Genomic DNA, 25,014 nt, shown 5'->3' with positions numbered 1-25,014 from the left:
GCAGGAGCAATCCTTTAAAACTCGCCCGCCGAGGTCGGAACATCGCAAGATAATCCTGCGGTCTCCGGGTCTTCGGCCAGAGACCGCATTTTGTTTTGTGATTATACCTTGAGAGGAGGTGTAGATATGGCAGTAACTACAGAAAAACAGGCAATTGTTGCTTCTCTGAAAGAACAGATGACGTCCGCAAAAGGCGCTGTCTTCACAGGATATAAAGGACTGACTGTTGCACAGGATACGGCACTCCGCCGCGCATTCCGTGAAGCAGGCGTGTCTTACCATGTCGTAAAGAACACTCTCTCCGCTATCGCAGCGAAGGAGGCAGGTCTTGATTCCCTCGTTGACCACTTCAACGGAACGACAGCTTTTGCATTCTCCAACGATGATGCAATCGCTCCGGCAAAGGTCATCAGCAAGTTCATCAAAGACAATAACCTTGAAAAGGCTGAGGTTCTTACAATCAAAGCAGGTCTCGTTGAGGGCAAGGTTATCAACGCAGATGAGGTTAAGGCTCTTGCATCCCTGCCGTCCCGCGAGGTTCTCATCGCGAAGATTCTTGGCAGCATGCAGGCTCCTATCAGCAATACGGTCAACGTTCTCCAGGGCGTTATCCGCAATGCTGTCTATGTGCTTGACGCTGTTCGTCAGCAGAAAGAAAAAGCATCTGCTTAACATCGGGTTTCCTAAATTAGAATATATAACTATATGATTTTTGGAGGTATTTATAATGACTAAAGAAGAAATTATGCAGGCTATTGAGGGCATGACTGTCCTCGAACTCTCTGAGCTCGTTAAAGCTATGGAAGAAAAATTCGGCGTTTCCGCTGCTGCTCCGGTTGCAGTTGCTGCAGCTCCGGCTGCTGGTGCTGCTGCTGGCGGCGAGGAGAAATCCGAGTTCGACGTTATCCTGAAGGATGCTGGCGACAAGAAGATCGGCGTTATCAAAGTTGTCCGTGAAGCTACGGGTCTCGGCCTGAAAGAGGCTAAGGCTGTTGTTGACGGCGCTCCGGCTCCGGTTAAAGAGAAAGTTTCCAAGGCTGATGCTGATGCTCTCAAGGCTAAACTTGAAGAGGCTGGCGCAGTCGTTGAGATTAAGTAATTTCTTTCAACACATCAAAAGGCACCGCGTTTGCGGTGCCTTTTTTGTATATTGCATTAAATTTCCGGTATCTTGGTAAAAAATAATGGATAAAAATATTAGCGGTGACTATTGACGTAATTCATGGCTTATGCTAATATATTTAATTACAGAAAGCGTGGTAATGTTTGCGCAGCCAGGCGCATGACGAACGTACCGCTTCAAGTTTCTCGGGAGAGAAAGGCGGACGCATGGAGTCGTGATAGGTCAATTGAATATGAACAACAAACGAACAAAAACAAAATAATCAATACTTATTGACAAGGTTCAAATCCATAAGGAGGCCTTGTCTTTTCGTGTTTTTATTTTTGTTTACATAGAGTGATCCAGTCCAAATTTTGGGGAGGTGAGCGCAGTTCGTTCAACAAACAGGACAAACGGTTTGGTTTGCCCTGGGTTTGTGCGCTTCTGTTGGGTTTGTCAAATATTGGAGACATGAATGTTGTCTTTGCATTCATGGTCCTTAGGCTAAGGAGTGAAGGATTTAATGTTTAATCCTGTGCCGGTAGGCAAGAGAACCAGGTATAGCTATGCGAAAATCAAAGAAGTCATGGAGATGCCGCATCTGCTTGATATCCAGAGAAATTCCTACAAGTGGTTTCTCGATGAGGGCATGCAGGAAATCTTCAGGGATATTTCCCCGATAACGGATTTTACGGGGAATCTTGTTCTCTCTTTTGAGAGCTTCTCTTTGGGTGAGCCGAAATACGGGCTCGATGAATGTAAAGAACGTGATGTCACACTTGCTGCTCCGCTTCGTGTAAATGTCCGTCTCATTAATAAAGAGACAGGCGAAATCAAGGAGCAGGAGGTTTTCATGGGAGACTTCCCGCTTATGACGGATACAGGCACCTTTATTATCAATGGTGCTGAGCGTGTCATTGTCAGCCAGCTGGTACGTTCTCCTGGTGCTTATTATGGAATGGAGATAGATCCGTCGGGCAAGAAGCTCTTCAACGCACAGGTTATTCCTAACCGCGGTGCTTGGATTGAGCTTGAGACAGATGCGAACGATATTCTGTCAGTCCGTATTGACCGTACGCGTAAAATGCCTGTTACGGTTCTGATTCGTGCGCTGGGCTATGGCACAAATCAGGAAATTCTGGATCTTTTTGATAATCATCCGCTTATCAAGACGACCCTTGAAAATGAAAAAGATAATGTAACATCCAGAGAAGAAGCTCTGGTTGAAATTTATAAACGTCTCCGTCCGGGCGAACCGCCGACGGTTGACAATGCGCAGCAGCTCCTGAATGCGCTGTTCTTTGACCCGAAACGCTACGACCTCGCGACAGTCGGCCGTTATAAGCTGACGAAGAAGCTGGGATGGAAGCGTCGTGTTCTCGGTCAGATGCTTGCAGAGCCGATTGTTGATAAAGAAACCGGTGAGATTGTTCTGCCGGCTGATACAGTCATCGAGGAGTCAATGCTCGATGAGATTGATGAGGAGCGCGAGAGAGCAATCTTCGGTGAGGAAGATGCTGTTGTCGTTTACATTAAAGTAAAGACGGAAGAGCTTGATATTCCGCGTATGAAGCTTATCTGTTCTCCGACGCTTGAGTATCATCACCGTACGATTACACGCAATGATATAATGGCATCCATCAATTATCTGCTGGATCTTTTTGATGGGGTAGGCAATACAGATGATATTGACCATCTCGGCAACCGCCGTGTTCGTTCTGTAGGCGAGCTTCTGCAGAATCAGTTCCGTATCGGTCTTTCCCGTATGGAGCGTGTTATCCGCGAGCGTATGTCGATTCAGGATACAGATGTTATCACACCGCAGGCGCTTATCAATATCCGCCCGGTTGTGGCAGCTATAAAAGAGTTCTTCGGTTCTTCACAGCTTTCGCAGTTCATGGATCAGCACAATCCGCTGTCTGAGCTTACGCATAAGCGCCGTCTTTCGGCTCTTGGCCCGGGCGGTCTCTCCCGTGAGCGTGCAGGCTTTGAAGTCCGTGACGTACATAACTCTCACTACGGCCGTATGTGTCCGATTGAGACGCCTGAAGGTCCGAACATCGGTCTTATCGGTTCTCTGTCGAACTATGGACGTATCAACCGTTTCGGTTTCATCGAGACACCGTACCGCAAGGTTGACAAGGTTAATCACATAGTTACGGATACTGTCCGTTATCTGACCGCAGATGAAGAGGACAATATCACAATCGCTCAGGCAAACGAGCCGCTGGATGAAAATGGATGGTTTGTAAATGAGCGTGTTACGGCACGCCGTCACGAGGATACAATCCTCGCTGCGCGTGAGCGCGTTGACTACATGGACGTTTCGCCGAAGCAGGTTGTTTCCATTGCTACGGCAATGATTCCGTTCCTCGAAAATGATGATGCTAACCGTGCCCTCATGGGTGCGAACATGCAGCGTCAGGCTGTTCCTCTGCTCCGTACGCAGGCACCGCTCGTCGGTACAGGCATGGAGTATAAGGCTGCCTGCGACTCCGGCGTTATGGTTCTTGCTAAGCGCCCGGGTACTGTCGAGGAGGTTACGGCAGACCAGATTCAGGTACGCACGGAAAAGGGCGACCTGGATATCTATAAGCTTCAGAAATTCCAGCGTTCCAACCAGGGAACATGCATCAATCAGGTACCTATCGTCTACAAGGGTGAGCAGGTAGTTGAAAAGCAGCCTATTGCTGATGGTCCTTCCACAGACCACGGCGAGCTGGCTCTCGGCTTCAACATCATCGTCGCATACATGCCTTGGGAAGGCTATAACTACGAGGATGCTGTGCTTCTAAGTGAAAACCTCGTAAAACGTGACCTCTATACATCCATCCATATTGAAGAATATGAGTGCGATGCCCGTGATACGAAGCTCGGACCTGAGGAGATTACACGTGATATTCCGAATGTTGCTGAGGATGCGCTCCGCGACCTTGATGATGACGGTATCATCCGCATCGGTGCAGATGTACGCCCCGGCGATATTCTCGTAGGTAAGGTCACACCGAAGGGTGAGACGGAGCTTACTGCTGAGGAGCGTCTCCTGCGTGCTATCTTCGGTGAAAAGGCACGTGAGGTACGCGATACTTCTCTCCGTGTTCCGCACGGTGAGGCAGGTAAGATTGTTGACGTTAAAATCTTCAAACGTGAGAACAACGATGAGCTCGCTCCGGGCGTAAATCAGCTTGTCCGCGTATATATCGCACAGAAACGTAAGATTTCTGTCGGTGACAAGATGTCCGGCCGTCATGGTAACAAGGGTGTCGTATCCCGTATCATGCGTCAGGAGGATATGCCGTTCCTGCCGGACGGTACACCGGTAGATATCGTTCTGAATCCGTTGGGCGTTCCGTCCCGTATGAACATCGGGCAGATTCTCGAAGTTCATCTCGGTATGGCGGTTCGTGAGCTGGGTAAACAGATTAAGGCAAACGATCCTACAGTCGAGCAGCGGCTCAGAGATGCTGGATACGATTTCGATAAATACGGTATGCCGAAGCCTGATATCGCAGGTATTCATATCGCAACTCCTGTCTTTGACGGAGCCGGCGAGGATGATGTGTTCGGTACGGTCAAGGCTGCAGGACTTCCTGTAGACGGAAAGACTGTTCTTTACGACGGACGCACAGGTGAGCCGTTCGAAAACCGTGTAACGGTCGGATGCACGTACTTCCTTAAACTGCATCATCTTGTTGCCGATAAGATTCATGCCCGTTCCACGGGTCCGTACTCCCTCGTTACGCAGCAGCCGCTGGGTGGTAAAGCTCAGTTCGGCGGCCAGCGCTTCGGTGAGATGGAGGTTTGGGCTCTCGAGGCTTACGGTGCTGCTTATACACTGCAGGAAATTCTCACGGTCAAGTCCGATGATGTCGTCGGCCGTGTGAAGACTTATGAAGCAATTGTGAAGGGCGAAAATATCCCTGAACCGGGTGTGCCTGAGTCCTTCAAGGTTCTTATAAAAGAACTCCAGAGTATCGGTCTTGATATCAAGGTGCTTTCGGAAGATGCACAGGAAATTGTTATTCAGGACGATGATGATGATATCAACGAGACGGCACGCGAGCTCGACATCGACGTTAACGGCGTTGACCCGACGAGCGGCGCACCTGCTCCGCAGGCATCCTCTGAGGAAGCATTTGATGATGCTGAATCAAATGACGATGCTGATGATGCAGATATTATCGCAGACCTGGGCAATATGGGTCAGGATGACAATGGGGAAGTCGATCCTGATGACAACTCGGAAGAATAAGAAGGGAGTGACAACCCCTTGTTGGATGTAAATAATTTCGATTCTATGCGAATCGGTCTGGCTTCGCCGGACAAAATCCGCGAGTGGTCCTACGGCGAGGTAAAGAAGCCGGAGACTATCAACTATCGTACACTCAAACCGGAGCGTGACGGACTTTTCTGTGAGCGTATCTTCGGACCAACACGCGATTGGGAGTGCCATTGCGGTAAGTATAAACGTATCCGCTATAAGGGCATCATCTGCGACCGCTGCGGCGTAGAGGTAACACGCTCAAAGGTTCGCCGCGAGCGCATGGGTCATATTGAGCTTGCTGCACCGGTATCTCATATATGGTATTTCAAGGGAATCCCGAGCCGTATGGGACTGATTCTCGATATTTCTCCGCGTTCTCTTGAAAAGGTTCTTTATTTTGCATCGTATATCGTACTTGACCCGGCAGATTCGCCGCTTATCAGAAAGCAGCTTCTGACGGAAAGCGAGTATCATGATGCACGTGAAAAATATGGCGCAGGCTTCCGCGTCGGCATGGGCGCTGAGGCAGTCAAGGAGCTGCTCCTTGACCTTGACCTTGACAAAATGAGCGAAGAGCTCTGCAAGGAGCTTGAAGAGGTCAGCGGCCAGCGTAAGGTTCGTGCAATCCGCCGCCTTGAGGTAGTCGAGGCTTTCCGCAAATCCGGAAATGATCCGTCCTGGATGATTATGGATGTTGTACCGGTTATTCCGCCGGAACTTCGTCCGATGGTTCAGTTGGACGGCGGACGTTTCGCAACGTCTGACCTGAACGACCTCTATCGTCGTGTAATAAACCGTAATAACCGTCTGAAGCGCCTTTTGAATCTCGGTGCTCCGGATATCATCGTACGCAATGAGAAGCGCATGCTTCAGGAAGCTGTCGATGCTCTTATCGACAACGGCCGTCGTGGACGTCCTGTCACCGGACCGGGCAACCGTCCTTTGAAATCGCTTTCCGATATGCTCAAAGGTAAACAGGGCCGCTTCCGTCAGAACCTTCTCGGTAAACGTGTCGACTATTCAGGCCGTTCCGTTATCGTCGTAGGTCCTGAGCTGAAGCTGCATCAGTGCGGTCTGCCGAAGGAAATGGCGCTTGAGCTCTTCAAGCCTTTCGTTATGAAGAAGCTCACCAACAGCGGCGTGGCAGGAAACATCAAGGCTGCAAAGCGTATGGTTGAGCGTGTACGTCCTGAGGTTTGGGACGTACTTGAGGAAGTCATCAAGGAGCATCCGGTTCTGTTGAACCGTGCACCGACACTTCACCGTCTCGGTATTCAGGCTTTTGAGCCTGTGCTCACAGAAGGCCGCGCATTGAAGCTTCATCCGCTGGCTTGTACGGCATACAACGCCGACTTCGACGGTGACCAGATGGCTATTCATCTTCCGCTTTCAGCGGAAGCACAGGCAGAGGCACGTATCCTGATGCTTGCTGCCAACCATATCCTTGCTCCGAAGGACGGTAATCCGATTATCGTACCGACGCAGGATATGATTCTCGGCTCCTACTACTTGACGATTCTTCGCCCGGGAGCAAAGGGCGAGGGCAAATATGTTACGGGTATTGAGGAAGCACTGCTTGCATATCAGCAGCATGAGCTTTCACTGCAGGCTGAGATTCAGGCTCCGATTGAGGGCTACGGCGTAGTCAAGACCTCCCTCGGACGCATGATTTTCAACGAAATCCTGCCACCTGAAATTCGTTACTTCCGTAAGGACGAAGAAACAGGTCAGTGGTGCTACGGTATCCGTATTGACAAGAAAGAAATGGGCAGACTCGTTGCAAACTGCTTCAAGCACTTCGGAGCAGGCAAGACGGCTGTCGTAATTGATAATGTAAAGAACCTCGGTTATCATTATGCCTGCATCGCAGGTATGACGGTTGCTATCTCAGACGTTATCGTACCGCCTGAGAAGCCGGCAATGATTGAGGCTACGAAGAAGGAAGTCAACAAGATTGAGCGTCAGTTCAGCCGCGGTCTTATGACAGAGGATGAACGCTATAAGAAGGTTATCGCACTGTGGCAGAAGACGACGGATGATGTCGGTAAAGCCATGATGGATAACATGGATGCTGCAAACCCAATCTTCATGATGGCTGACTCCGGTGCCCGCGGTAATGCTCAGCAGATGCGTCAGCTGGCAGGTATGCGCGGACTTATGGCTGATCCGTCAGGTAAGATTATCGACCTTCCGATTACAGCAAACTTCCGTGAAGGTCTTACGGTTTCCGATTACTTCATTTCTTCACACGGTGCCCGCAAAGGTCTCGCTGATACGGCTCTCCGTACAGCTGACTCCGGTTACCTCACACGTCGTCTCGTTGACGTTGCGCAGGATGTCATTGTCCGTGAAGAGGACTGCGACGTTGTCGGAATCAACCTCGTACGTGACCGTGCAAGACTTGCTGATTCCTCTGAAGAAGCAGTCGCTATCCTGCATGACATGCTCTTCGGTCGTGTTCTTGGTGCAGATATTGTTGACCCGGCAACGGGCGAGATTATTCTGCCGCGCGACACGGTTCTTTCCGAAGATGACCTTACGACAATCGGTGAAAACGGTGTGCCTGAGGTCGTTATCCGCGGCTCTTTGGCACTTTCCGAGGCAGTCATCAGCAACGCTATGCTTTCAGAGACTGTCGTTCTCGGCGTAACCGACGAGGATGAAAAGGCTGCAATCCGTAAGTCCATCATCCGCGAGATGGTTGGCAAGAAAACGACAAAGGATGTCGTCACGAAGGACGGCGAGGTACTTATCGCTGCCGACACCATGCTCACAGAGGAGCTTGTCAACAAGGCTCTTGAAAGTGACGCACGTGAAGTCAAGGTCAGAAACAATAACGTACGTGGTATTGAGGTCGAAGCAATCCGCGAGGGCAACCGTGTCATCGAGCCGCTGGAAGAGCGTATCGTTGGACGTGTCCTTGCTGAGGATATCGTCGATCCTGAGACAGGTGAAACAGTCGCATGTCTCAATGATACCGTTGACGAAGATATGGCAAAAGCTATCGTCAAGGTTCGTGACCATGTATCCATCAGAAGCGTGCTGACATGTAAATCTCAGTACGGCGTCTGCGTCAAGTGCTATGGACGCGACCTTGCTAACGCAACGGAAGTCGATGTTGGCGAGGCTGTCGGTATCATCGCAGCACAGTCCATCGGTGAGCCGGGTACACAGCTCACGATGCGTACATTCCACTCAGGCGGTGTCGCCGGTGACGATATTACACAGGGTCTTCCGCGTGTCGAGGAGCTTTTCGAGGCACGTAAGCCGAAGCACCATGCTATCATCGCCGAAGTTGAAGGTGTTGCAGAGGTTACTGATGTCAAAGGTATGCGTAAGGTCACGATTACGCCGGAAGAGGGCGAACCGCGTGAATACGCTGTTCCGTATGGCGCACGTATGGCTGTCCATGACGGCGACCATATGAAACCAGGTGACAAAATTACCGAAGGTTCCATCAATCCGCACGATATCCTCCGTGTATGCGGTCTTAAGGATACACAGCGCTACCTTGTATACGAGGTTCAGAAGGTATATAAGGGACAGGGTGTTGAAATTAACGATAAGCACATCGAGGTCATGGTACGTCAGATGCTGCACAAGGTTAAAATCGAGGAGTCCGGAAATACAGGATTCCTGCCCGGTGAATATATTGATATCAACTCCTTTGAGGCAGTCAATGCACGTGTCATCGAAGAGGGTGGCGAGCCTGCAGTGGCAAAACCGATTCTCCTCGGTATCACGAAAGCATCTCTGGCGACGGATTCCTTCCTGTCGGCAGCTTCCTTCCAGGAAACGACTCGTGTCCTGACAGATGCTGCAATCAAGGGTAAGGTAGATCCGCTCATCGGACTTAAAGAAAATGTTATCATCGGTAAGCTGATTCCTGCCGGAACAGGCATGGGCCGCTACCGTAACATTAACGTAGTAGATCCTGATCATCCGGAGGGTACGGCAGAGGCTGTACCTGCGGAAGAGCTTGAACCTGCTGCAGAATAAAAAATATAGAGACTGAGCATAAATTTGTGTTCAGTCTCTTTTTTATTGAGAAAATTTGTCATTGACAAACTTTGATTTCAGGCATTATAATAGACCACGCAGGTATAGTAGGTATGCTAAATAGACAGATTAGTCATACTTTCTGAACCGGAAACAGTGAACGTAATGTTCCGATGATAAAGGAGACTGAAAGAATGAGCATCAAAATTGGTATTTTTGGTTATGGTAATCTGGGGCGTGGCGTTGAATATGCAGTAGAGGCAAATCCTGACATGGAGCTTGCGGCTGTTTTTACGCGTCGTGACCCGTCGCAGGTAAAAATTCGTCTTGCGGGAGTTCCGGTTGTCAGTGCGGCTGATGTCGCACAGTGGAAGGATAAAATTGATGTTATGATTCTCTGCGGCGGCAGTGCGACCGACCTTCCTGAGCAGACACCGAAGCTTGCAGAGCTTTTCAATGTAGTGGACAGCTTTGATACACACGCAAACATTCCTCAGCATTTTGATGCTGTTGATGCTGCTGCAAAAAAAGGCGGTAAGGCAGCTATTATTTCCGTAGGCTGGGATCCGGGAATGTTCTCCCTCGCACGTCTTTACGGTAATGTTATCCTCACGGAAGGAAAGGATTATACCTTCTGGGGCAAAGGCGTCAGCCAGGGCCATTCCGATGCTATCCGCCGCATCAAAGGTGTAAAGAACGCAAAACAGTATACTGTTCCTGTAGAATCTGCGCTGGAAGCAGTAAGAAGCGGCTCGCAGCCTGAGCTTACAACACGCCAGAAGCACACCCGTGAGTGCTACGTGGTCCTTGAGGACGGTGCTGATGCAGCACAGGTAGAAAAAGAAATCAAGACAATGCCGAACTATTTTGCCGACTATGATACGACAGTCCATTTCATTAGTGAAGAGGAGCTTTTGAAGAATCACGGCGGTCTCGCACACGGCGGATTCGTTATCCGTTCAGGTGCTACCGGCAACAACAAAGAGCATAAGCACGTTATTGAGTTCAGCCTGAAGCTTGATTCCAATCCTGAGTTCACTACAAGCGTTCTTGCCGCTTATGCACGTGCGGTTGTCCGCCTTGCAAAACACGGCAAGAAGGGCTGCATGACTGTACTGGATGTACCGCCTGCATACCTCTCTCCGAAAACAGGAGAAGAGCTTCGCGCATCTCTCGTCTAATTACATATTTAACCTTTGATATTAACTCCGCATAAGCTCGATTTATGCGGAGTTATTTTTGTCCTTAAATAATTAAATTTTCAAAAAATATATTAACATTTACATAATTACATGATACTATAGAAATAAGAAATGGAATCGTAAATACGGGTGGTTTTCGGCTTCTGCGCAAGTATTCGGGGTGCCTTACCATACCGGGTCATTATGAATAACAAAGGAGATGTTTGACATGAAGGTCCGGCAGAAAGCAATAATAGGGTTTAACGTATTTCTACTCCTCGTAAGTATTCTGATAGGCATATTGAGCTACCAGAATGCAAGCGATGGGTTTGAGGTTGCGCTTGAGTCAAAGGCGTCCAGAGACCTGACGCAGTGTATGGAAGTAGTGGACTTGACGCACAAGGGCGAGTGGAGCGTCAAGGACGGTGTTCTTTATAAGAACGACGCAAAAATGAACGACAACAATGACCTGGTAGACCATCTTGGACAGCTCAGCGGTAACAACGTGACTCTGTTTGCCGGTGATACACGTGTTGCAACGACATTCAAGGACGGGAGCGGAAAACGTCCAACAGGAACAAAGGCATCTGAAGCGGTTATTCAGCAGGTGATAAAGGAAGGCAAAAATTTCACAGGCATGGCAGAGGTCTTGGGAAACCGCTACCTTTGCAGCTATGCTCCTCTGAAAAACAGCAGTGGGCAGGTAGTCGGAATGATGTTCATGGGTATTCCGATGGAGCAGATTGAAGGAATCCAGAATCACTTCATAAAGGTAAATGTTATCGCTGCGATTATTTTGCAGATTATCGCGGGCGGACTGTCCTGGATGTTTATTGGGAAAATGATTAAGCCACTGGAATTTGTAGCCGATGCCCTTAAAAAGGTTGCAGACGGAGACCTTCGCGGCAGTGACATTCCCATTGATACTGATGATGAAATCGGAGATATCGCAAAAGGCACGAATGAACTGCAAAGGAAGATACGTGCTCTTATGAAGAACGTATCCCAGTCTGCACAGCAGGTAACGGAGTCCAGCAATACGCTTGCTCTGAACGCAGCTGAAACCTCCAAGAGTGTTCAGACAGTTGCTGAGAGTGTTGTTAAGATGGCAGAGGGGGCAGGCGAACAGGCTGATGAGCTTGATGAGGTCGCACGCCAGACGGACAACATGGGAGATCAGATGACAGAGCTTTCCAATGCTTCGCAGGAAATGCAGACCGCGGCAGACGGAAGCCGTGAAGGTGCTGCCAATGGCCGCAAGGCAATAGACAACGCTGTTACCTCCATGAACGAGCTGGCAGAAGAAATACAGAATGTATCCCGTGTCGTTCAGTCCCTTGGTGAGCGTTCTACGGAAATCGGACAGATTATCGACACCATATCCAACATTGCTGCCCAGACGAACCTTCTTGCACTTAACGCGGCTATTGAGGCAGCACGTGCAGGCGAAGCAGGACGCGGATTTGCAGTCGTCGCAGAGGAAGTCAGAAAGCTTGCCGAGCAGTCCGGCGAGGCGGCAGGAAACATCGCAGCCCTCATCAGCGCAATCCAGAAGGATACTGAAGAAGCGGTTCAGGCTATGGCGAAGGGCAACGCGTCCGTTGAAAAGAATACAACCCTTGTCAACGAAGCAGGACAGGCATTTACCACTATCGAAGAAATGGTAAATGTTCTCTATCTGAATATCGAGCATGCTATTAAGGACATTGACAATGTCAACGCAAGCAGCCAGACGGTTGTGGAGTCTGTGAACAGAATTCGTGAGGTCAGCATAAAGACGTCCCACGAAGCACAGTCTGTATCGGCATCTACGGAAGAACAGTCCTCCATAATGCATGAAATGTCCGAAGCCAGCATGGCGCTCAAAGCAATGTCCCAGGACTTGCAGAAGCACATGGCACAGTTCAAGATTTAACCGTAATAAAAAAGCAGGGCTTCGTGTTTTTCACGAAGCTCTGCTTTTTTGTGTGGTTCAGAGATTTTTTATTTTCTCGCGTATATCTGCGAGGTCTTTTTCTGTGGGAATATTTGCAATGCGGATGGGGTCAAGTATGATGTCGCAGCCTGCGGCTTTAAGCTCCGCATCAACCTGTGCAATACTCTGTCCTCCCCAGCCGTATGAGCCGAAAGCAAATGCTTTGCGCCCTTTGGGTACGAAGCCCTTAAGATAGCACAGGAAACCGGCTACAGGAGGCAGCATCTGATTGTTCAGCGTAGGAGAACCTACAGCGAGATATTTGCTGGTCAGAATATCCGTGATTACGTCGGAGAAGGGCGCAACACGCAAATCATGGAAATGAACCCGTATTCCTTTTTCCGTGAAGGCATCTGCTATTGCATCAGCAATCTTTCGGGTGGATTCCCACATGGTATCGAAAACCACAACAGCGCTGTCTTCTAACTCACCCTCGCTCCATTTCTCGTACGCGGCTATAATATCCAGAATATGAGAACGCCACATTACACCGTGACCGACGGCGATAATTTCTATATCCAATTTACTCAGGGCTGCGAGTGCTGACTGAGCCTGTTTGCCGTAGAGCATAAGGATATTTGCGTAGTATTTTTTTGCTTCCTCCATTACTGTATGAAGATCGTTTTCATCGTCAAAACGCTGATTGGATGCAAGGTGCTGTCCAAAGGCATCATTGGAGAAAAGAATCTTTTCCTCAGGGCAGTAGGTCACCATGCTGTCGGGCCAGTGCAGCATAGGCGTAGCTACGAACTGAAGGGTGCGTTTTCCTATGGAAAAGGAATCTCCTGTTTTGACGGTCTTATATGGAAGGTCGCCGTAGCGGGATGTAAGACCCTTCAGTCCCTGCGGAGTACTGGTAACAATCGTTGCATTGGGGCAGCAGTGATGGATCAGAAAATCAAGACAGCCGGAATGGTCGGGTTCTACATGGTTTGACACAATATAGTCGATTTTTTCCGGCGGAATGACCGACGAAATACGTGAAATAAGCTCGTCGCGGAAAGGAGCCTTGACTGTGTCAATCAGAGTGATTTTCTCGTCAATGATGAGATAAGCGTTGTATGACGAACCACGGCTTGTAGTATAACCGTGAAAATTGCGCAGAGACCAGTCTATTGCGCCTACCCAGTATATTCCGGGTTTGATTTCGATTGCCTGCATAAGATACACCTTCCTTTTGTCGGGATTATTTTATTATGTATAATTATTGCTTGAACCATTCATCTGCGGCCTGTACTGCAGTTTCCCATTCAGCATTGACGCGTGCCGCAATAAGCTGCTTTCCTATTACATCTTCGTGAAGTCCATCGTAGCCGAGCCATTCCGGAAGTTCACCGGTTTCACTGCTGTAGGCAGCGAAGGATTTTGCCACATCGATATGGGGCTTGGTTCGCAGAAAATCGTTAAAGCGGGCGAATTTATTCTTCCACCCGGGATCAGTCTGTTCATCAAAGGCACGTATGATATTTGCCGGATTGATAGGCGGAAGTGTGAGGAAAATCGGCTTAATGCCGTACCTGCGGCATTTTTCCTCAATTGCATTCATATTCTTTATTGTACTTTCAAGCGTGTATTCATCAGAGCGGAGGTCGTTGGTGCCGCCCATGATGATAAGGTATTCCGGATGAAAGGGAACAACATCGCGCTCGAACCGCGCCAGCATATCTGATGTCAGATTGCCGCTTTGGGAAAGATTTACGGCATTGCTGTCCAAATAATGAAGCCAGCTGTATTCAAGATCCTCCGGGCCAAAGGAAAGACGGCCGCCGCCGTGGCTGATGCTGTCTCCGAAAACCGCAATCTTCCAGTGGTCGGAAGGAGAGGTGCGAAAGCCGGAGACCTTCGACCAGTCGCCGAGAGGTTTTCCGTCTTCGCCCAGAGAACGTACACGCCAGTAATACGTTGTATCGCCCATGCGTGGTTCTGTGTCGTAAAGCTCGGCAATAGGAGCTGTATATACGGAAATAGGTCTTGCAAGTGAATTTTTATCAGGATCCTCCGCGAAAATCTGCACTTCAAAGTAAGATGCATTAGTTGGGCGAATCCAGCCGTAAACCGGATAAAGCATGGCTGCACCCTTCGCCATCGGGCTAGTCTTACGTGGAATAGGTGCGTTCATGTGAGGCAGTGAAGCATCCGTATAGAGCGGTACAAGCTCCGAAAAGGGGCTTATTGCCTGTTTGCCGAGCTTTAATGCACGGACGCGCCAGTAAACCGGCCCATTCTTTGGAAGCTTATCCGATATTTCGTAAAGCGGAAGCTCATAAAAATTTGTGTAAATTGCCGTGGTACGGTATATGGCGCGGGAATCGTTATCCAGCGGATCCAAATTTTTGATGTTGTCACTGAAAATCTCGATTTCGTACGCAATAGCGTCAAAATTTTTATTCCATGACAAAAGCGGAGCATCTGAAAGCGGCTCCTGAGGTGATGTCATTGTAAGTCCAGATGGCGCAGGCTCAGAAAGAGTTGAGCCTGATACTGTCATTGCAGGGACAAAGAGCAAAGATCCCGTGAGCAGAACGCTCATGATTCTTGATTTTATACGGCGTATCTTTCGAATATGTGCGGCTTCTTTTCGTGTTTGCCGCTTTTCATGCTTTCCTATGGTCTCCACCTTCTCTTAGGGTCACTTCCTGGCTGTACTCTTGGACGGCGGCTTTGTTTCAGCTGACGTGTGCGCTCCTTTTGCGCCAGGTCAAAGACTTTTTGTTCAACCCATGCGGGAGGCACCAGCTCGCCTTTTTCCCATTTATCTACCACAGGCGCGGGGATACGGAGCTTACTGATAAGATCCTGCGATGAAAGCCCTGCCTGTCTGCAATATCTCGAAACATTGTTCATGTGAATTCACATCCTGTTCATAAGGACATTATACAACATTGGTTTCGGTTTTGCCTTAGGCAAAACTTCCTCGTTACGACAGGCGCAGAGAGCATAGCTTTTCAGCGTTCTTTTTGTGCTTTACAAGAATCACGATTTGAATAACGAACGCGGCAAGTGCCACTACAATTCCCATGCCGGCTCCGATCATCTGAATGTTTTCATCTGCATCGGTCAGAAATTTATTGTTTGCGGTGAAGGTATCGTAAAGTGTGTGCATCAGCATAGGCACCAGTAACGCCAGTACGTATTCCCGTGTTGGTGAGCCTTGAGCTGTGAGTTTTTTGTATTTTGCCATGCCAAGGAAATAAGTCATTAAAATTCCGAATATCATATGCCCGGCGATGAAATCAATTCTGAATAATAATCCCAGCAAATCAGAGCCGTAAAGTATTTCTTCAGGCAAGGTAAATCCCATGCCGACGGCTGCGCCTATCAGCGTGTATTCATAGACGTTTCTGACGGTGCGGCTGAAGATTGCAGATGAAGCCAAAATCATAAGAAATTTGGCCAGTTCTTCTGTAAGTCCGGCAAATAAAAAGGCTGAAACTACGGACTGCGTGATTAGGGAATGGTCAGCAGGGGTATATCCATTGGTCGAAAGGAAGTAACCGCACGTCAATGTAAAAATGAAGGACAGCGGTGCAGAAACAACTCCAAGTAAAACAGGAACGACAGCCTGCATTCGGCCGATGGGCTCGGGTACGCCACGTGCAATCATTCTACGATACAGGATTCCTAAAACAATGAGTGAAATAAAAAAAGCAATAATTCCCATGACAAAGCACTCCTTTCAGGCGGATTGGGGTTATCTGTCTTGATGAATATGGCGGACAGAAGAAAGCTTTTGTGAAATCATTTGTTATTAGATAATTATAATGCTGTGAATTACAGTTTTCCACATTTATGATATGCAGAACAGCAGGCTGTTTATATTAGTTGTGCTGTAGAGCATAGACGCTATATTTACGAATGAGTCGGTAATTGCCGGCTCGTTCAATTTTGCCGAAAGCATAAAAATCTTAAAGTGTCTATTTTTTTTGAAAAAAACTATAGACAAACATGAATCGTGGTGTTATACTCTCCTTGTAATTGAAAAACGAAGGCAATGGAGCCTTACGAGCCTGTGCTGTGCGCGGGTGTCGTAAGGCTCTTTCTTTTTTCAAAAATAATGAAAAGGTGGTAATTACAATGGAAGATCTGCTTTATGTAATCCCTGCAAACACTCCGAAAGAAAAAATTCTCGAATCCCTCAGAGAACACCCGGAAATCAAATTCGTTTCCCTCGTCGGTGTTGACCTTGCCGGAAACGATACGGATGAGAAAATTCCGATGCGTATTTTCCTGAAGGATATTGATGATTTCTATGCCGGCACTGCAGTCCAGACAGACGGTTCTTCTGTTGTTCTCCCGGGCATTGCTACACTGAATAACGCGAAGGTAGACATGCCGATTGACCCGTCAGTTAACTGGTTCGTAGATTATAACTATGAAAACTATGACGAAGGGCTTGAGAAACCGGTCGGTACACTCCGTATCCCGGCATTCCTGATTCATGAAGGAAAGCATGTCGATTCCCGTTCTGTTCTGAAAGATACCCTTGAATTCGTAAAAAATGAAATGCTTGCACTTTTCAAAAAGCATCCGACGGTTTCAGGTCTTGAGCATGTTAACGGGAAAAATGTTGAGGATATCGTTTTTACCTCGGCAACAGAGCTTGAGTTCTGGGTTAAGACACCGTTGGAGGAAGCAGATATCGCTGAGATGAGTGCTTCACAGGTTATGCAGGAGCAGTACTGGCAGCGCACACGCGGTGCAGTCCGCACAGCTCTTGAGCAGAGCGTAGCGATGCTTGATGATTACGGCCTTAGCGCAGAGATGGGTCATAAAGAGGTTGGCGGTCTCAAGGCACACATTGATGAATCCGGCAACATGTCCCATGTATGCGAGCAGATTGAGATTGACTGGAAATTTGCCGATGCACTGCAGGCCGCGGATAACGAGCTTCTCGTCCGCACACTTGTAAAAGAGGTTTTCCGTGAAAACGGTCTTGAGGTTAACTTCAAGGCGAAACCTATGATTGGTCTTGCAGGCAACGGTGAGCATACACACATCGGAATGGCTGCACGCATGAAGGACGGCAGTCTCGTCAATCTCTTTGCTCCCAAGGAACTCAAGAAGGATTTCATGAGTGCCATCGGTTACGGTGCTATCATGGGTATTCTGAAAAACTACGAGGTTATCAATCCGTTTGTTTCCGCAACCAATGATGCATTCAACCGTTTAAAACCGGGATTTGAAGCTCCTGTATGTATTGTTACGTCGATTGGCACTACACCTGAGGTTCCGTCCCGTAACCGTACGATTCTCGCAGGTCTTATCCGTGATGTAGGCAATCCTATGGCTACACGTTTCGAACTCCGCGCATGCAATCCGTATACGAATACATACGTCGCGCTGGCCGCTATATATTCCGCAGTTCTCGACGGCGCGAAGATGGCGGCCGAGCACACAACCGAAGAGCTTTTGAAGGAGCTTTCCAAAAAGCCGGGTGAAGAGGGCTTCTACCTTGAAAAAGACCGCGCTTACAGAAGTGAGGAGGATGTATTCGAGGATTACACGCAGGAAGAACGTGACCGCATGTTCGGTGCTCCCCCTGCAACTGTTTGGGAGAATATGGAAAACCTGACAAACTTCCCAGAGAAACGTGCTATTGTAACGGCAGGCGGTGCTTTGGATGAAGCAATCGTCAATTCCTTCGTTGAAGGCGCACTTCTTCGCTGGAAGACAGAGCTTGAGAGTCGTATCATCCCTGAGAACAGGGACATCGTCCGCAAGGCAAAGGAGATTGAAGCCGACACTGTCACAGATCAGGATTCCTATAACTGGACGAAAATCAGCGGCATCCGTGCATATCTCGCAAAGGACAGCATTGATGAAAAATCCCTCTTTACGCTGCTCGTAAATGCTCTTGAGTCCGGTGACTATGCAACGGCATCCGGTCTGCAGGTCGAAATGTACGACAAGATGGAAGAGCTCAAACATCTCTATGTCGCTTATAAACAGAATATGATTTAATCCAATAGTGATGGTTAACAGCTCCTGTGCGAAAAGTGCGGGAGCTGTTTTGTATTTAGAAAATATTGGAACAATACATTCTATATTTATTGTAGGAAAAAGAATTGCGTAATAGCTTTATTTTTCGATAAAAACATGTATAATAGTAAAGAATGGGTGCATGGGCTCGAGATGGTTTTCGGGCTTTTTTGTTGTGGGTCTGTGCATGCTAGTACAGGGTAGGAAGGAAATGTTCAATGCAGGATCAGTGCATTATCAATCTGGTAAATCTTACGAAGCAGTTCGAGGATCATACCGTTTTAGATAAAATCAATCTTTCGATTCGAAGGAATGAGTTTTTGACGCTTTTGGGGCCGTCCGGCTGCGGAAAGACGACTACGTTGCGTATTATCGCAGGATTTGAGCAGGCGACGTCTGGGCAGGTTCTTTTTGATGGTGAGGATATCAGCAAAATGCCTCCTTATAAAAGGCGTGTAAATACGGTTTTTCAGAAGCATGCGCTGTTTCCGCACATGAACGTGTTTGAGAATATTGCATTCGGGCTTACAATAAAGAAGACTCCGAAGGATGAGATGCGCAGACGTGTTGAAGAGATGCTGAAGCTTGTGAATCTTGAAGGCTTCGGCGAGCGTGCTGTGGAGTCTCTTTCGGGTGGTCAGCAGCAGCGTGTCGCTATTGCACGCGCACTGGTAAATGAGCCTGAGGTTCTTCTTTTGGACGAACCGCTTTCTGCGCTTGACTTGAAGCTCAGGAAGGGTATGCAGGTAGAGCTGAAGCGTATTCAGCAGCGTGTAGGTTCGACATTTATTTATGTCACTCATGACCAGGAGGAAGCTCTTACTATGAGTGATACTATCGTCGTCATGAACGGCGGACGTATTCAGCAGATCGGGCGTCCTGAGGATATTTATAATGAACCGAAAAATCCGTTCGTCGCGGATTTCATAGGTGAGAGTAACATTTTGCCGGGACGTATGGTGAGAGATGAGCTTGTTGAGTTTGCCGGCCGCGAGTTCGTATGTGTGGACCGTGGGATTGGCGAAGATTTGCCTGTAGATATTGTTGTAAGACCTGAGGATATTGTTCTTGTTTCTCCTGAGCAGGGGATGCTCACAGGTGTTGTCCGTGAGGTTACCTTCAAGGGTGTTCATTACGAGATGGTAATTGATACTGCCGACGGTTTCTCATGGCTGGCGCAGAGTACGGCGATGACTCCTGCGGGGCAGGAGGTCGGAATCAATATTGGTCCGAATGAGATTCATGTTATGCTCCGTTCGGATGATGTGAGAGGGGCAGTCTGATGGAGAGACGGTGGCTGGTGTATCCGTACCACATCTGGATGCTTCTTTTCACGGTGGTACCGCTGGCACTTATTTTTTATTTTGCTTTTACGGTCAAGGGCACATACGCCTTTACTCTTGAAAATATTCAGCAGGCGGCATCGCCTGTATATCTGAAGGTCTTGTGGCATTCTGTATGGCTTGCGGCTGTTTCAACCTTCGCCTGTTTTATAATCGGGTATCCGATGGCGATGATTCTTGCTACATGCCGCGTGAAATACCGTAATATGCTGGTTGTTATCACTATCATTCCTATGTGGATGAACTTTCTTTTGAGGACATACGCGTGGATGACGCTCCTCGAAAAGAAAGGTCTTATAAACACTGTTCTGTCGTTTTTCAACATAGCTCCGCTGCAGCTTCTTTATACGGACGGAGCGGTGCTTTTGGGAATGGTGTATAATTTCCTGCCGTTCATGATTCTCCCGATTTATTCGGTTCTGATGAAGATGGACAGAAGCCTTCTGGAGGCGGCGGGGGATTTGGGAGCGGATGCGTGGACTTCCTTCAGGCGGGTGACATTTCCTTTATCGCTGCCGGGTGTTTATGCCGGTATGCTGATGGTGTTTATGCCGGCAGTGACGACCTTCGTTATTTCGAGGCTTCTTGGCGGCGGTCAGTACATGCTTATCGGAAATGTTATTGAGCAGCAGTTCCTGGCTATAGGCGACTGGAATTTCGGCTCAGCGCTTTCGGTTTTCATGATGATTCTTATTATAATAAGCATGGCACTTCTTTCACGCTATAATAAGAACGGGAACGGAGGGATGCTGTTATGATGAGATTCCTTCGACGTTCCTACACGGCTTTGATATTTGCCTTTTTGTATCTGCCGATTTTTATTCTTATCGTTTTTTCGTTTAACGATTCGAAATCCCGTGCTGCCTGGGGCGGGTTTACTCTGCGGTGGTATGAGGAGCTGTTCAGTAACAGCGCCATTCTTGACGCTGTTTATAACACGCTTACAATAGCTGTGCTTTCGGCAGTTTTGGCGACCATTATAGGTACGCTTGCAGCCTTTGCTATGCACAAGGATATGCGGCAGTGGGAAAAGAAGATTGTGATGAATCTCACATATCTTCCTATCCTGAATCCTGACATAGTGACGGGTATTTCACTTATGCTGCTGTTCATCTTTGTGAAGATGAATCTTGGGCTTGGTTCCCTGCTTCTGGCACATACGATATTTAATGTTCCGTATGTTATTTTGACTGTACTGCCGAAGCTAAAGCAGTTTGACCAGTCTCTTTACGAGGCGGCACTTGACTTGGGAGCGAGCCCGTCCTATGCGTTCCGCAAAATTGTTCTCCCGGAGATTTTGCCGGGCATTGTGACAGGCGCGCTGTTCGCATTTACGTTGTCTATTGATGATTTTGTTATCAGCTTCTTTACGACAGGATCGGGCGTGAATAATCTGTCCATCCTGATATATTCTATGGCCCGAAGGGGTATTCACCCGACCATTAATGCACTGTCAACACTGCTGTTCCTTGTGGTGCTGGTGCTGCTGCTGGCGGTTAACCGCAGGGTGACCGGGGAAAAGAAACAGAAACATGCCTGAAACGGCAGATAGGGGGATTTTAAATGAAAAAGATTGTAAAATTTCTTTGCGTTGCAATGGTATGCGTAATCGGGGCTGCGCTCCTGACCGGCTGCGGAGGAGAAAAGAAAACTGCCCAGCGTGAGCTCAAGGTTTATAACTGGGGTGATTTTATTGCTCCTGATGTTTTGAAGGATTTTGAGAAGGAAACAGGTATTCATGTCATTTACGATACCTTCGCAACGAATGAGGACATGTACGTCAAAGTGAAGTCCGGCGGAAGCGATTATGATGTCGCTGTTCCTTCAGAATATATGATTAAACGAATGATTAAAGAGGGTTTGGTTGAGAAGATTGATACCTCCAAGCTTTCCAATTACAAGGAGATTGGTGACCAGTACAAAAATCTTCCCTATGACCCGAAGAATGAATATTCCATTCCGTACATGTGGGGTACCCTCGGAATCATTTACAACAAAAAGATGGTGACGGAGCCTGTGGACAGCTGGGGTATGCTTTGGAACAAGAAATATTCCAAGCAGATTTTCATGCTGGACAGCCCGCGTGATTCCATCGGTATTGCTCTTAAATATCTTGGCTATTCGATGAATACGGTAAATGAGAAGGAGCTTGATGCGGCAGCCAACAAGCTCATCGAGCAGAAGCCGCTGGTTCTTGCTTATGTTGTAGACGAGGTAAAGGACAAGATGATAGCCGGAGAGGGAGCAATGGCTCTTGTATGGTCCGGTGATGCTATGTTCATGAAGGAAAAGAATCCTGACCTTGAATATGCTATTCCTAAGGAAGGCACGAATCTCTGGTTTGATTCCATGGTAATTCTCAAAGGCACGAAGCATATGGCAGAGGCTGAAGAGTTCCTGAATTTCATGACGCGCCCGGATATTGCAAAGAGAAACGTTGAGTACATTGGTTACGCGACACCGCTGCCGAGCGTGCAGAAGCAGCTGGATGAGGCTGTACAGAAGGATATCGCTGCATATCCGGCGGCAGATATTTTGAAGAACACAGAGGTATTTGATGACCTCGGAGACAATCTCCCTAAATACGATAAAGCATGGACAAAGGTGAAGGTAGCACAGTAATGAGTGAAGAATTAACCCGTGAAATAAAGAAACGCCGTACATTCGCGATTATTTCCCATCCGGATGCCGGTAAAACAACGCTGACAGAGAAGCTTCTTTTGTACGGAGGAGCTATACATCTGGCAGGTTCCATCAAATCAAGAAAAACTCAGCGCCATGCGGTCTCAGACTGGATGGAGATAGAGAAGCAGCGCGGTATTTCTGTTACGTCCTCTGTCCTGCAGTTTGATTATGACGGCTGCCGTATCAATATTCTTGATACTCCTGGACATCAGGACTTCAGTGAGGACACATACCGTACACTGATGGCTGTTGACAGCGCTGTCATGGTTCTTGATGCTGCCAAGGGTGTTGAGACTCAGACCAAAAAGCTTTTTAAGGTCTGCAGCGAGCGTCATATTCCTATTTTTACGTTTGTAAATAAGCTTGACCGCTTCGGTAAAGCTCCGATTGACCTTATGGACGAGCTGGAAAATGTTCTTGGAATCCGTTCCTATCCGATGAACTGGCCTGTAGGTTCTGACGGACGCTATCGCGGTGTTTACGACCGCCAGACCAAGAAGGTAGAGCTTTTTGAGGCAGATGAAACCCACGGACAGAAGGCCCGTGAATCCGCCGTCTATGAACTGGATTCAGATGAGCTTAAAGAAAAGCTGGATGAAGAAACATATCAGGCACTTTTGGATGATATTACGCTCCTTGATGAAGCAGGCGAGGACTTTGACCTTGAAAAGGTTGCGCATGGTGACCTTACTCCGATGTTCTTCGGCTCTGCAATGACGAACTTCGGCGTGCAGAACTTCCTTGAAGAATATCTGAGACTTGCGCCGCCTCCTGCGCCACGGCTCTCCTCTGAGGGTGTGATTGAGCCTGAGGATGAGAAATTCTCTGCATTCGTCTTTAAGATTCAGGCAAACATGAATCCTGCACATCGTGACCGCCTTGCGTTTATCCGTATTGTTTCGGGGAAATTTGAGCGCAACATGAGTGTATGGCACGCGCAGGAGAATAAAGCAATCAAGCTTGCTCAGCCTCAGCAGTTCCTGGCTCAGGACAGACAGATTATAGATACCGCATATCCCGGAGATATTGTCGGCCTCTTTGACCCGGGCGTGTTCGGAATCGGGGATACGCTTTGCGATGCAGGGAAAAAATTCAAATTTGCTGATTTCCCTGTGTTCCCACCGGAAAAATTTGCCCGCGTTCAGGCCAAGGATACCATGAAGCGCAAGCAGTTTGTAAAAGGAATAGAGCAGCTCACCCAGGAGGGCGCTATACAGCTTTTCCAGCAGGCGGGAGCCGGCACTGAATCCTATATTGTCGGTACAGTCGGTACCTTGCAGTTTGATGTTTTGCAATATCGCCTCAAGAGCGAGTATAATGTAGACATAGAACTCACTATGCAGCCGTACGAGGTTGCACGCTGGATGCAGTATGAGGACGGACATGAGGTGACGCCGACGTCGCTCCGGGGAGCAGATAGAGGTATGTTCGTATATGACCGTCACGGATATCCTGTGCTTTTGGTGAGCAATGAGTGGGCTTTGGGCTGGATAACAGATAATAATCCTGACCTTCAGCTCTATCCGGTACCGCCTGACCGTAAAGAAGTCTGACGCGGAAGATGTAAGCAGGGGACGGTTCTCGTTCCCTTTGTGAAGTATGAGGAGGAAACCAAATGGTAATGAGCACGATGATTCTCGTCCTGGCCATGATTCTTTTGGCCGTTGCCGGCTTTATAGCATATACAGACCGGCGGGAGATGCAGAAATCGCTTCGTTGTCTGGCTTATTATTATATGCAGGATCCCAGTGGTGGGACGGATAAGAACGCACGCCTCAGTTACGCTGTTGAGAGCACATTGAAAAGCCTGGATCCGACAGGTGAGTTTACGGAAGAGGAACGCAATGCGCTATGGCAGAAAACGAAGAATTACGCGTTCCGTTACGGAGGATCGTTACGATGAACAGCGTGCGGATATATACGTACCTTGTGAAGCAGGATGCAAATCTTACAGATGCACCGCTGCCGCAATATGATTTAAACAATCTTATAAGAGATGCAGAAAAAAAGTTTGTAGAGGAGCTCGATTCAATAGACCATCCTGTTTTCCATGTGGAAACGTTTGGTCAGCAGGCGGCGCTGGTTGAGACACTTCTTCCGCCTGAGCGGTTTCATGGAGAAGTTGCATATTTGCTTTCTCTCTTGTGCGAAGAAAAGGGAACGAAGGATATGGATACTGAAAATGCTCTTGCAGATGAAAACAGCTATGATGAAATGGAAGGCTTCTGTGTAATCGAAAACGGTGACAATCTTCGTGACCGTTTTGCGGAGATCAATGCGTTTAATAAATTTGAGGAAGCAAAAGGCTTTTTCAATAGGCGTGTTGGCATGTTTGGCGGCGGAAGTGAGCAGGTCAAAGAGGCAATCGAGGATCCTGAATGCAAATACTTTTTTACAGCAGGCTATCGTATAATGATTGAGCGTATAAAGTATCACAATAAAATAGGCGGCTGACACCCGTATTATTGTATGATGGGTGTTTGAAT

General features: G+C 48.1%; 18 protein-coding genes and 1 other annotated feature (1 of these 19 only partly in view). Of the genes, 14 read left to right on the top strand and 4 right to left on the bottom strand.

Features of this window, described 5'->3' with window-relative positions:
* Positions 1-102 (top strand) — a sequence feature (ribosomal protein L10 leader region) (it extends 31 nt beyond the left edge of the window).
* Between the two features lie 24 nt (positions 103-126).
* The 6 genes from rplJ to BUA83_RS06250 all read left to right on the top strand — a co-directional run bounded on the left by rplJ (position 127) and on the right by BUA83_RS06250 (position 12,461).
* Positions 127-672 (top strand): 50S ribosomal protein L10, encoded by a 546-nt coding sequence (gene rplJ, locus BUA83_RS06275; RefSeq protein ID WP_072935338.1) that lies wholly within the window; start codon positions 127-129, stop codon positions 670-672.
* A 55-nt stretch (positions 673-727) separates the two neighbouring features.
* Entirely contained in the window at positions 728-1,099 is a 372-nt protein-coding gene (gene rplL / locus BUA83_RS06270; RefSeq protein ID WP_072935337.1) for a 50S ribosomal protein L7/L12, read from the top strand.
* Between the two features lie 526 nt (positions 1,100-1,625).
* On the top strand, positions 1,626-5,354 hold the full coding sequence (rpoB, locus tag BUA83_RS06265; RefSeq protein WP_072935336.1) for a DNA-directed RNA polymerase subunit beta: 3,729 nt from the start codon (positions 1,626-1,628) through the stop codon (positions 5,352-5,354).
* An 18-nt stretch (positions 5,355-5,372) separates the two neighbouring features.
* Positions 5,373-9,365 (top strand): DNA-directed RNA polymerase subunit beta', encoded by a 3,993-nt coding sequence (rpoC, locus tag BUA83_RS06260; protein WP_072935335.1) that lies wholly within the window; start codon positions 5,373-5,375, stop codon positions 9,363-9,365.
* 194 nt (positions 9,366-9,559) lie between these two features.
* Positions 9,560-10,546 (top strand): diaminopimelate dehydrogenase, encoded by a 987-nt coding sequence (locus tag BUA83_RS06255; protein WP_072935334.1) that lies wholly within the window; start codon positions 9,560-9,562, stop codon positions 10,544-10,546.
* A 229-nt stretch (positions 10,547-10,775) separates the two neighbouring features.
* A complete protein-coding gene (locus BUA83_RS06250) occupies positions 10,776-12,461 on the top strand; it encodes a methyl-accepting chemotaxis protein (protein WP_072935333.1) in 1,686 nt (561 codons plus the stop codon).
* A 57-nt stretch (positions 12,462-12,518) separates the two neighbouring features.
* Here BUA83_RS06250 and BUA83_RS06245 read toward each other — a convergent pair whose 3' ends face one another.
* From BUA83_RS06245 to BUA83_RS06230, 4 genes are all read right to left on the bottom strand, one after another.
* Entirely contained in the window at positions 12,519-13,682 is a 1,164-nt protein-coding gene (locus BUA83_RS06245; protein ID WP_072935332.1) for an FprA family A-type flavoprotein, read from the bottom strand.
* Positions 13,683-13,725: 43 nt separating this feature from the next.
* Positions 13,726-15,138, bottom strand: a complete 1,413-nt coding sequence (locus tag BUA83_RS06240) for an SGNH/GDSL hydrolase family protein (RefSeq protein ID WP_094756502.1) — start codon at positions 15,136-15,138, stop codon at positions 13,726-13,728.
* Positions 15,126-15,365, bottom strand: coding sequence for a hypothetical protein (locus tag BUA83_RS06235; protein ID WP_072935331.1), 240 nt, complete (start codon positions 15,363-15,365; stop codon positions 15,126-15,128). Before BUA83_RS06235 ends, BUA83_RS06240 begins: the two co-directional genes overlap by 13 nt.
* A gap of 73 nt (positions 15,366-15,438) precedes the next feature.
* A complete protein-coding gene (locus BUA83_RS06230) occupies positions 15,439-16,182 on the bottom strand; it encodes a PrsW family glutamic-type intramembrane protease (protein WP_072935330.1) in 744 nt (247 codons plus the stop codon).
* Positions 16,183-16,595: 413 nt separating this feature from the next.
* Here BUA83_RS06230 and BUA83_RS06225 point away from each other — a divergent pair, with 413 nt between their 5' ends.
* The 8 genes from BUA83_RS06225 to BUA83_RS06190 all read left to right on the top strand — a co-directional run bounded on the left by BUA83_RS06225 (position 16,596) and on the right by BUA83_RS06190 (position 24,982).
* A complete protein-coding gene (locus BUA83_RS06225) occupies positions 16,596-18,482 on the top strand; it encodes a type I glutamate--ammonia ligase (RefSeq protein WP_072935329.1) in 1,887 nt (628 codons plus the stop codon).
* Between the two features lie 236 nt (positions 18,483-18,718).
* Positions 18,719-19,783 carry a spermidine/putrescine ABC transporter ATP-binding protein gene (potA, locus tag BUA83_RS06220; protein WP_072935328.1) on the top strand — a complete coding sequence of 355 codons (1,065 nt, stop codon included), beginning with the start codon at positions 18,719-18,721 and terminating at the stop codon, positions 19,781-19,783.
* Complete coding sequence (locus BUA83_RS06215; RefSeq protein WP_072935327.1) at positions 19,783-20,601, top strand: ABC transporter permease; 819 nt, start codon at positions 19,783-19,785, stop codon at positions 20,599-20,601. The genes potA and BUA83_RS06215 overlap by 1 nt, the downstream gene beginning before the upstream one ends.
* Entirely contained in the window at positions 20,598-21,383 is a 786-nt protein-coding gene (locus BUA83_RS06210) for an ABC transporter permease (protein ID WP_072935326.1), read from the top strand. Before BUA83_RS06215 ends, BUA83_RS06210 begins: the two co-directional genes overlap by 4 nt.
* A gap of 23 nt (positions 21,384-21,406) precedes the next feature.
* Entirely contained in the window at positions 21,407-22,465 is a 1,059-nt protein-coding gene (locus tag BUA83_RS06205; protein WP_072935325.1) for an ABC transporter substrate-binding protein, read from the top strand.
* Positions 22,465-24,081 (top strand): peptide chain release factor 3, encoded by a 1,617-nt coding sequence (locus BUA83_RS06200; RefSeq protein ID WP_072935324.1) that lies wholly within the window; start codon positions 22,465-22,467, stop codon positions 24,079-24,081. Before BUA83_RS06205 ends, BUA83_RS06200 begins: the two co-directional genes overlap by 1 nt.
* Before the next feature lie 62 nt (positions 24,082-24,143).
* Positions 24,144-24,431: a hypothetical protein gene (locus tag BUA83_RS06195; protein ID WP_072935323.1), complete on the top strand. Its 288-nt coding sequence runs from the start codon at positions 24,144-24,146 to the stop codon at positions 24,429-24,431.
* On the top strand, positions 24,428-24,982 hold the full coding sequence (locus BUA83_RS06190; protein WP_072935322.1) for a hypothetical protein: 555 nt from the start codon (positions 24,428-24,430) through the stop codon (positions 24,980-24,982). Before BUA83_RS06195 ends, BUA83_RS06190 begins: the two co-directional genes overlap by 4 nt.
* The last annotated feature ends 32 nt before the right edge of the window (positions 24,983-25,014 follow it).

This window comes from Schwartzia succinivorans DSM 10502 (assembly GCF_900129225.1).
Classification (GTDB): Bacteria; Bacillota; Negativicutes; order Selenomonadales; family Selenomonadaceae; genus Schwartzia; species Schwartzia succinivorans.
This window is presented reverse-complemented; position numbering and strand designations above follow the sequence as displayed.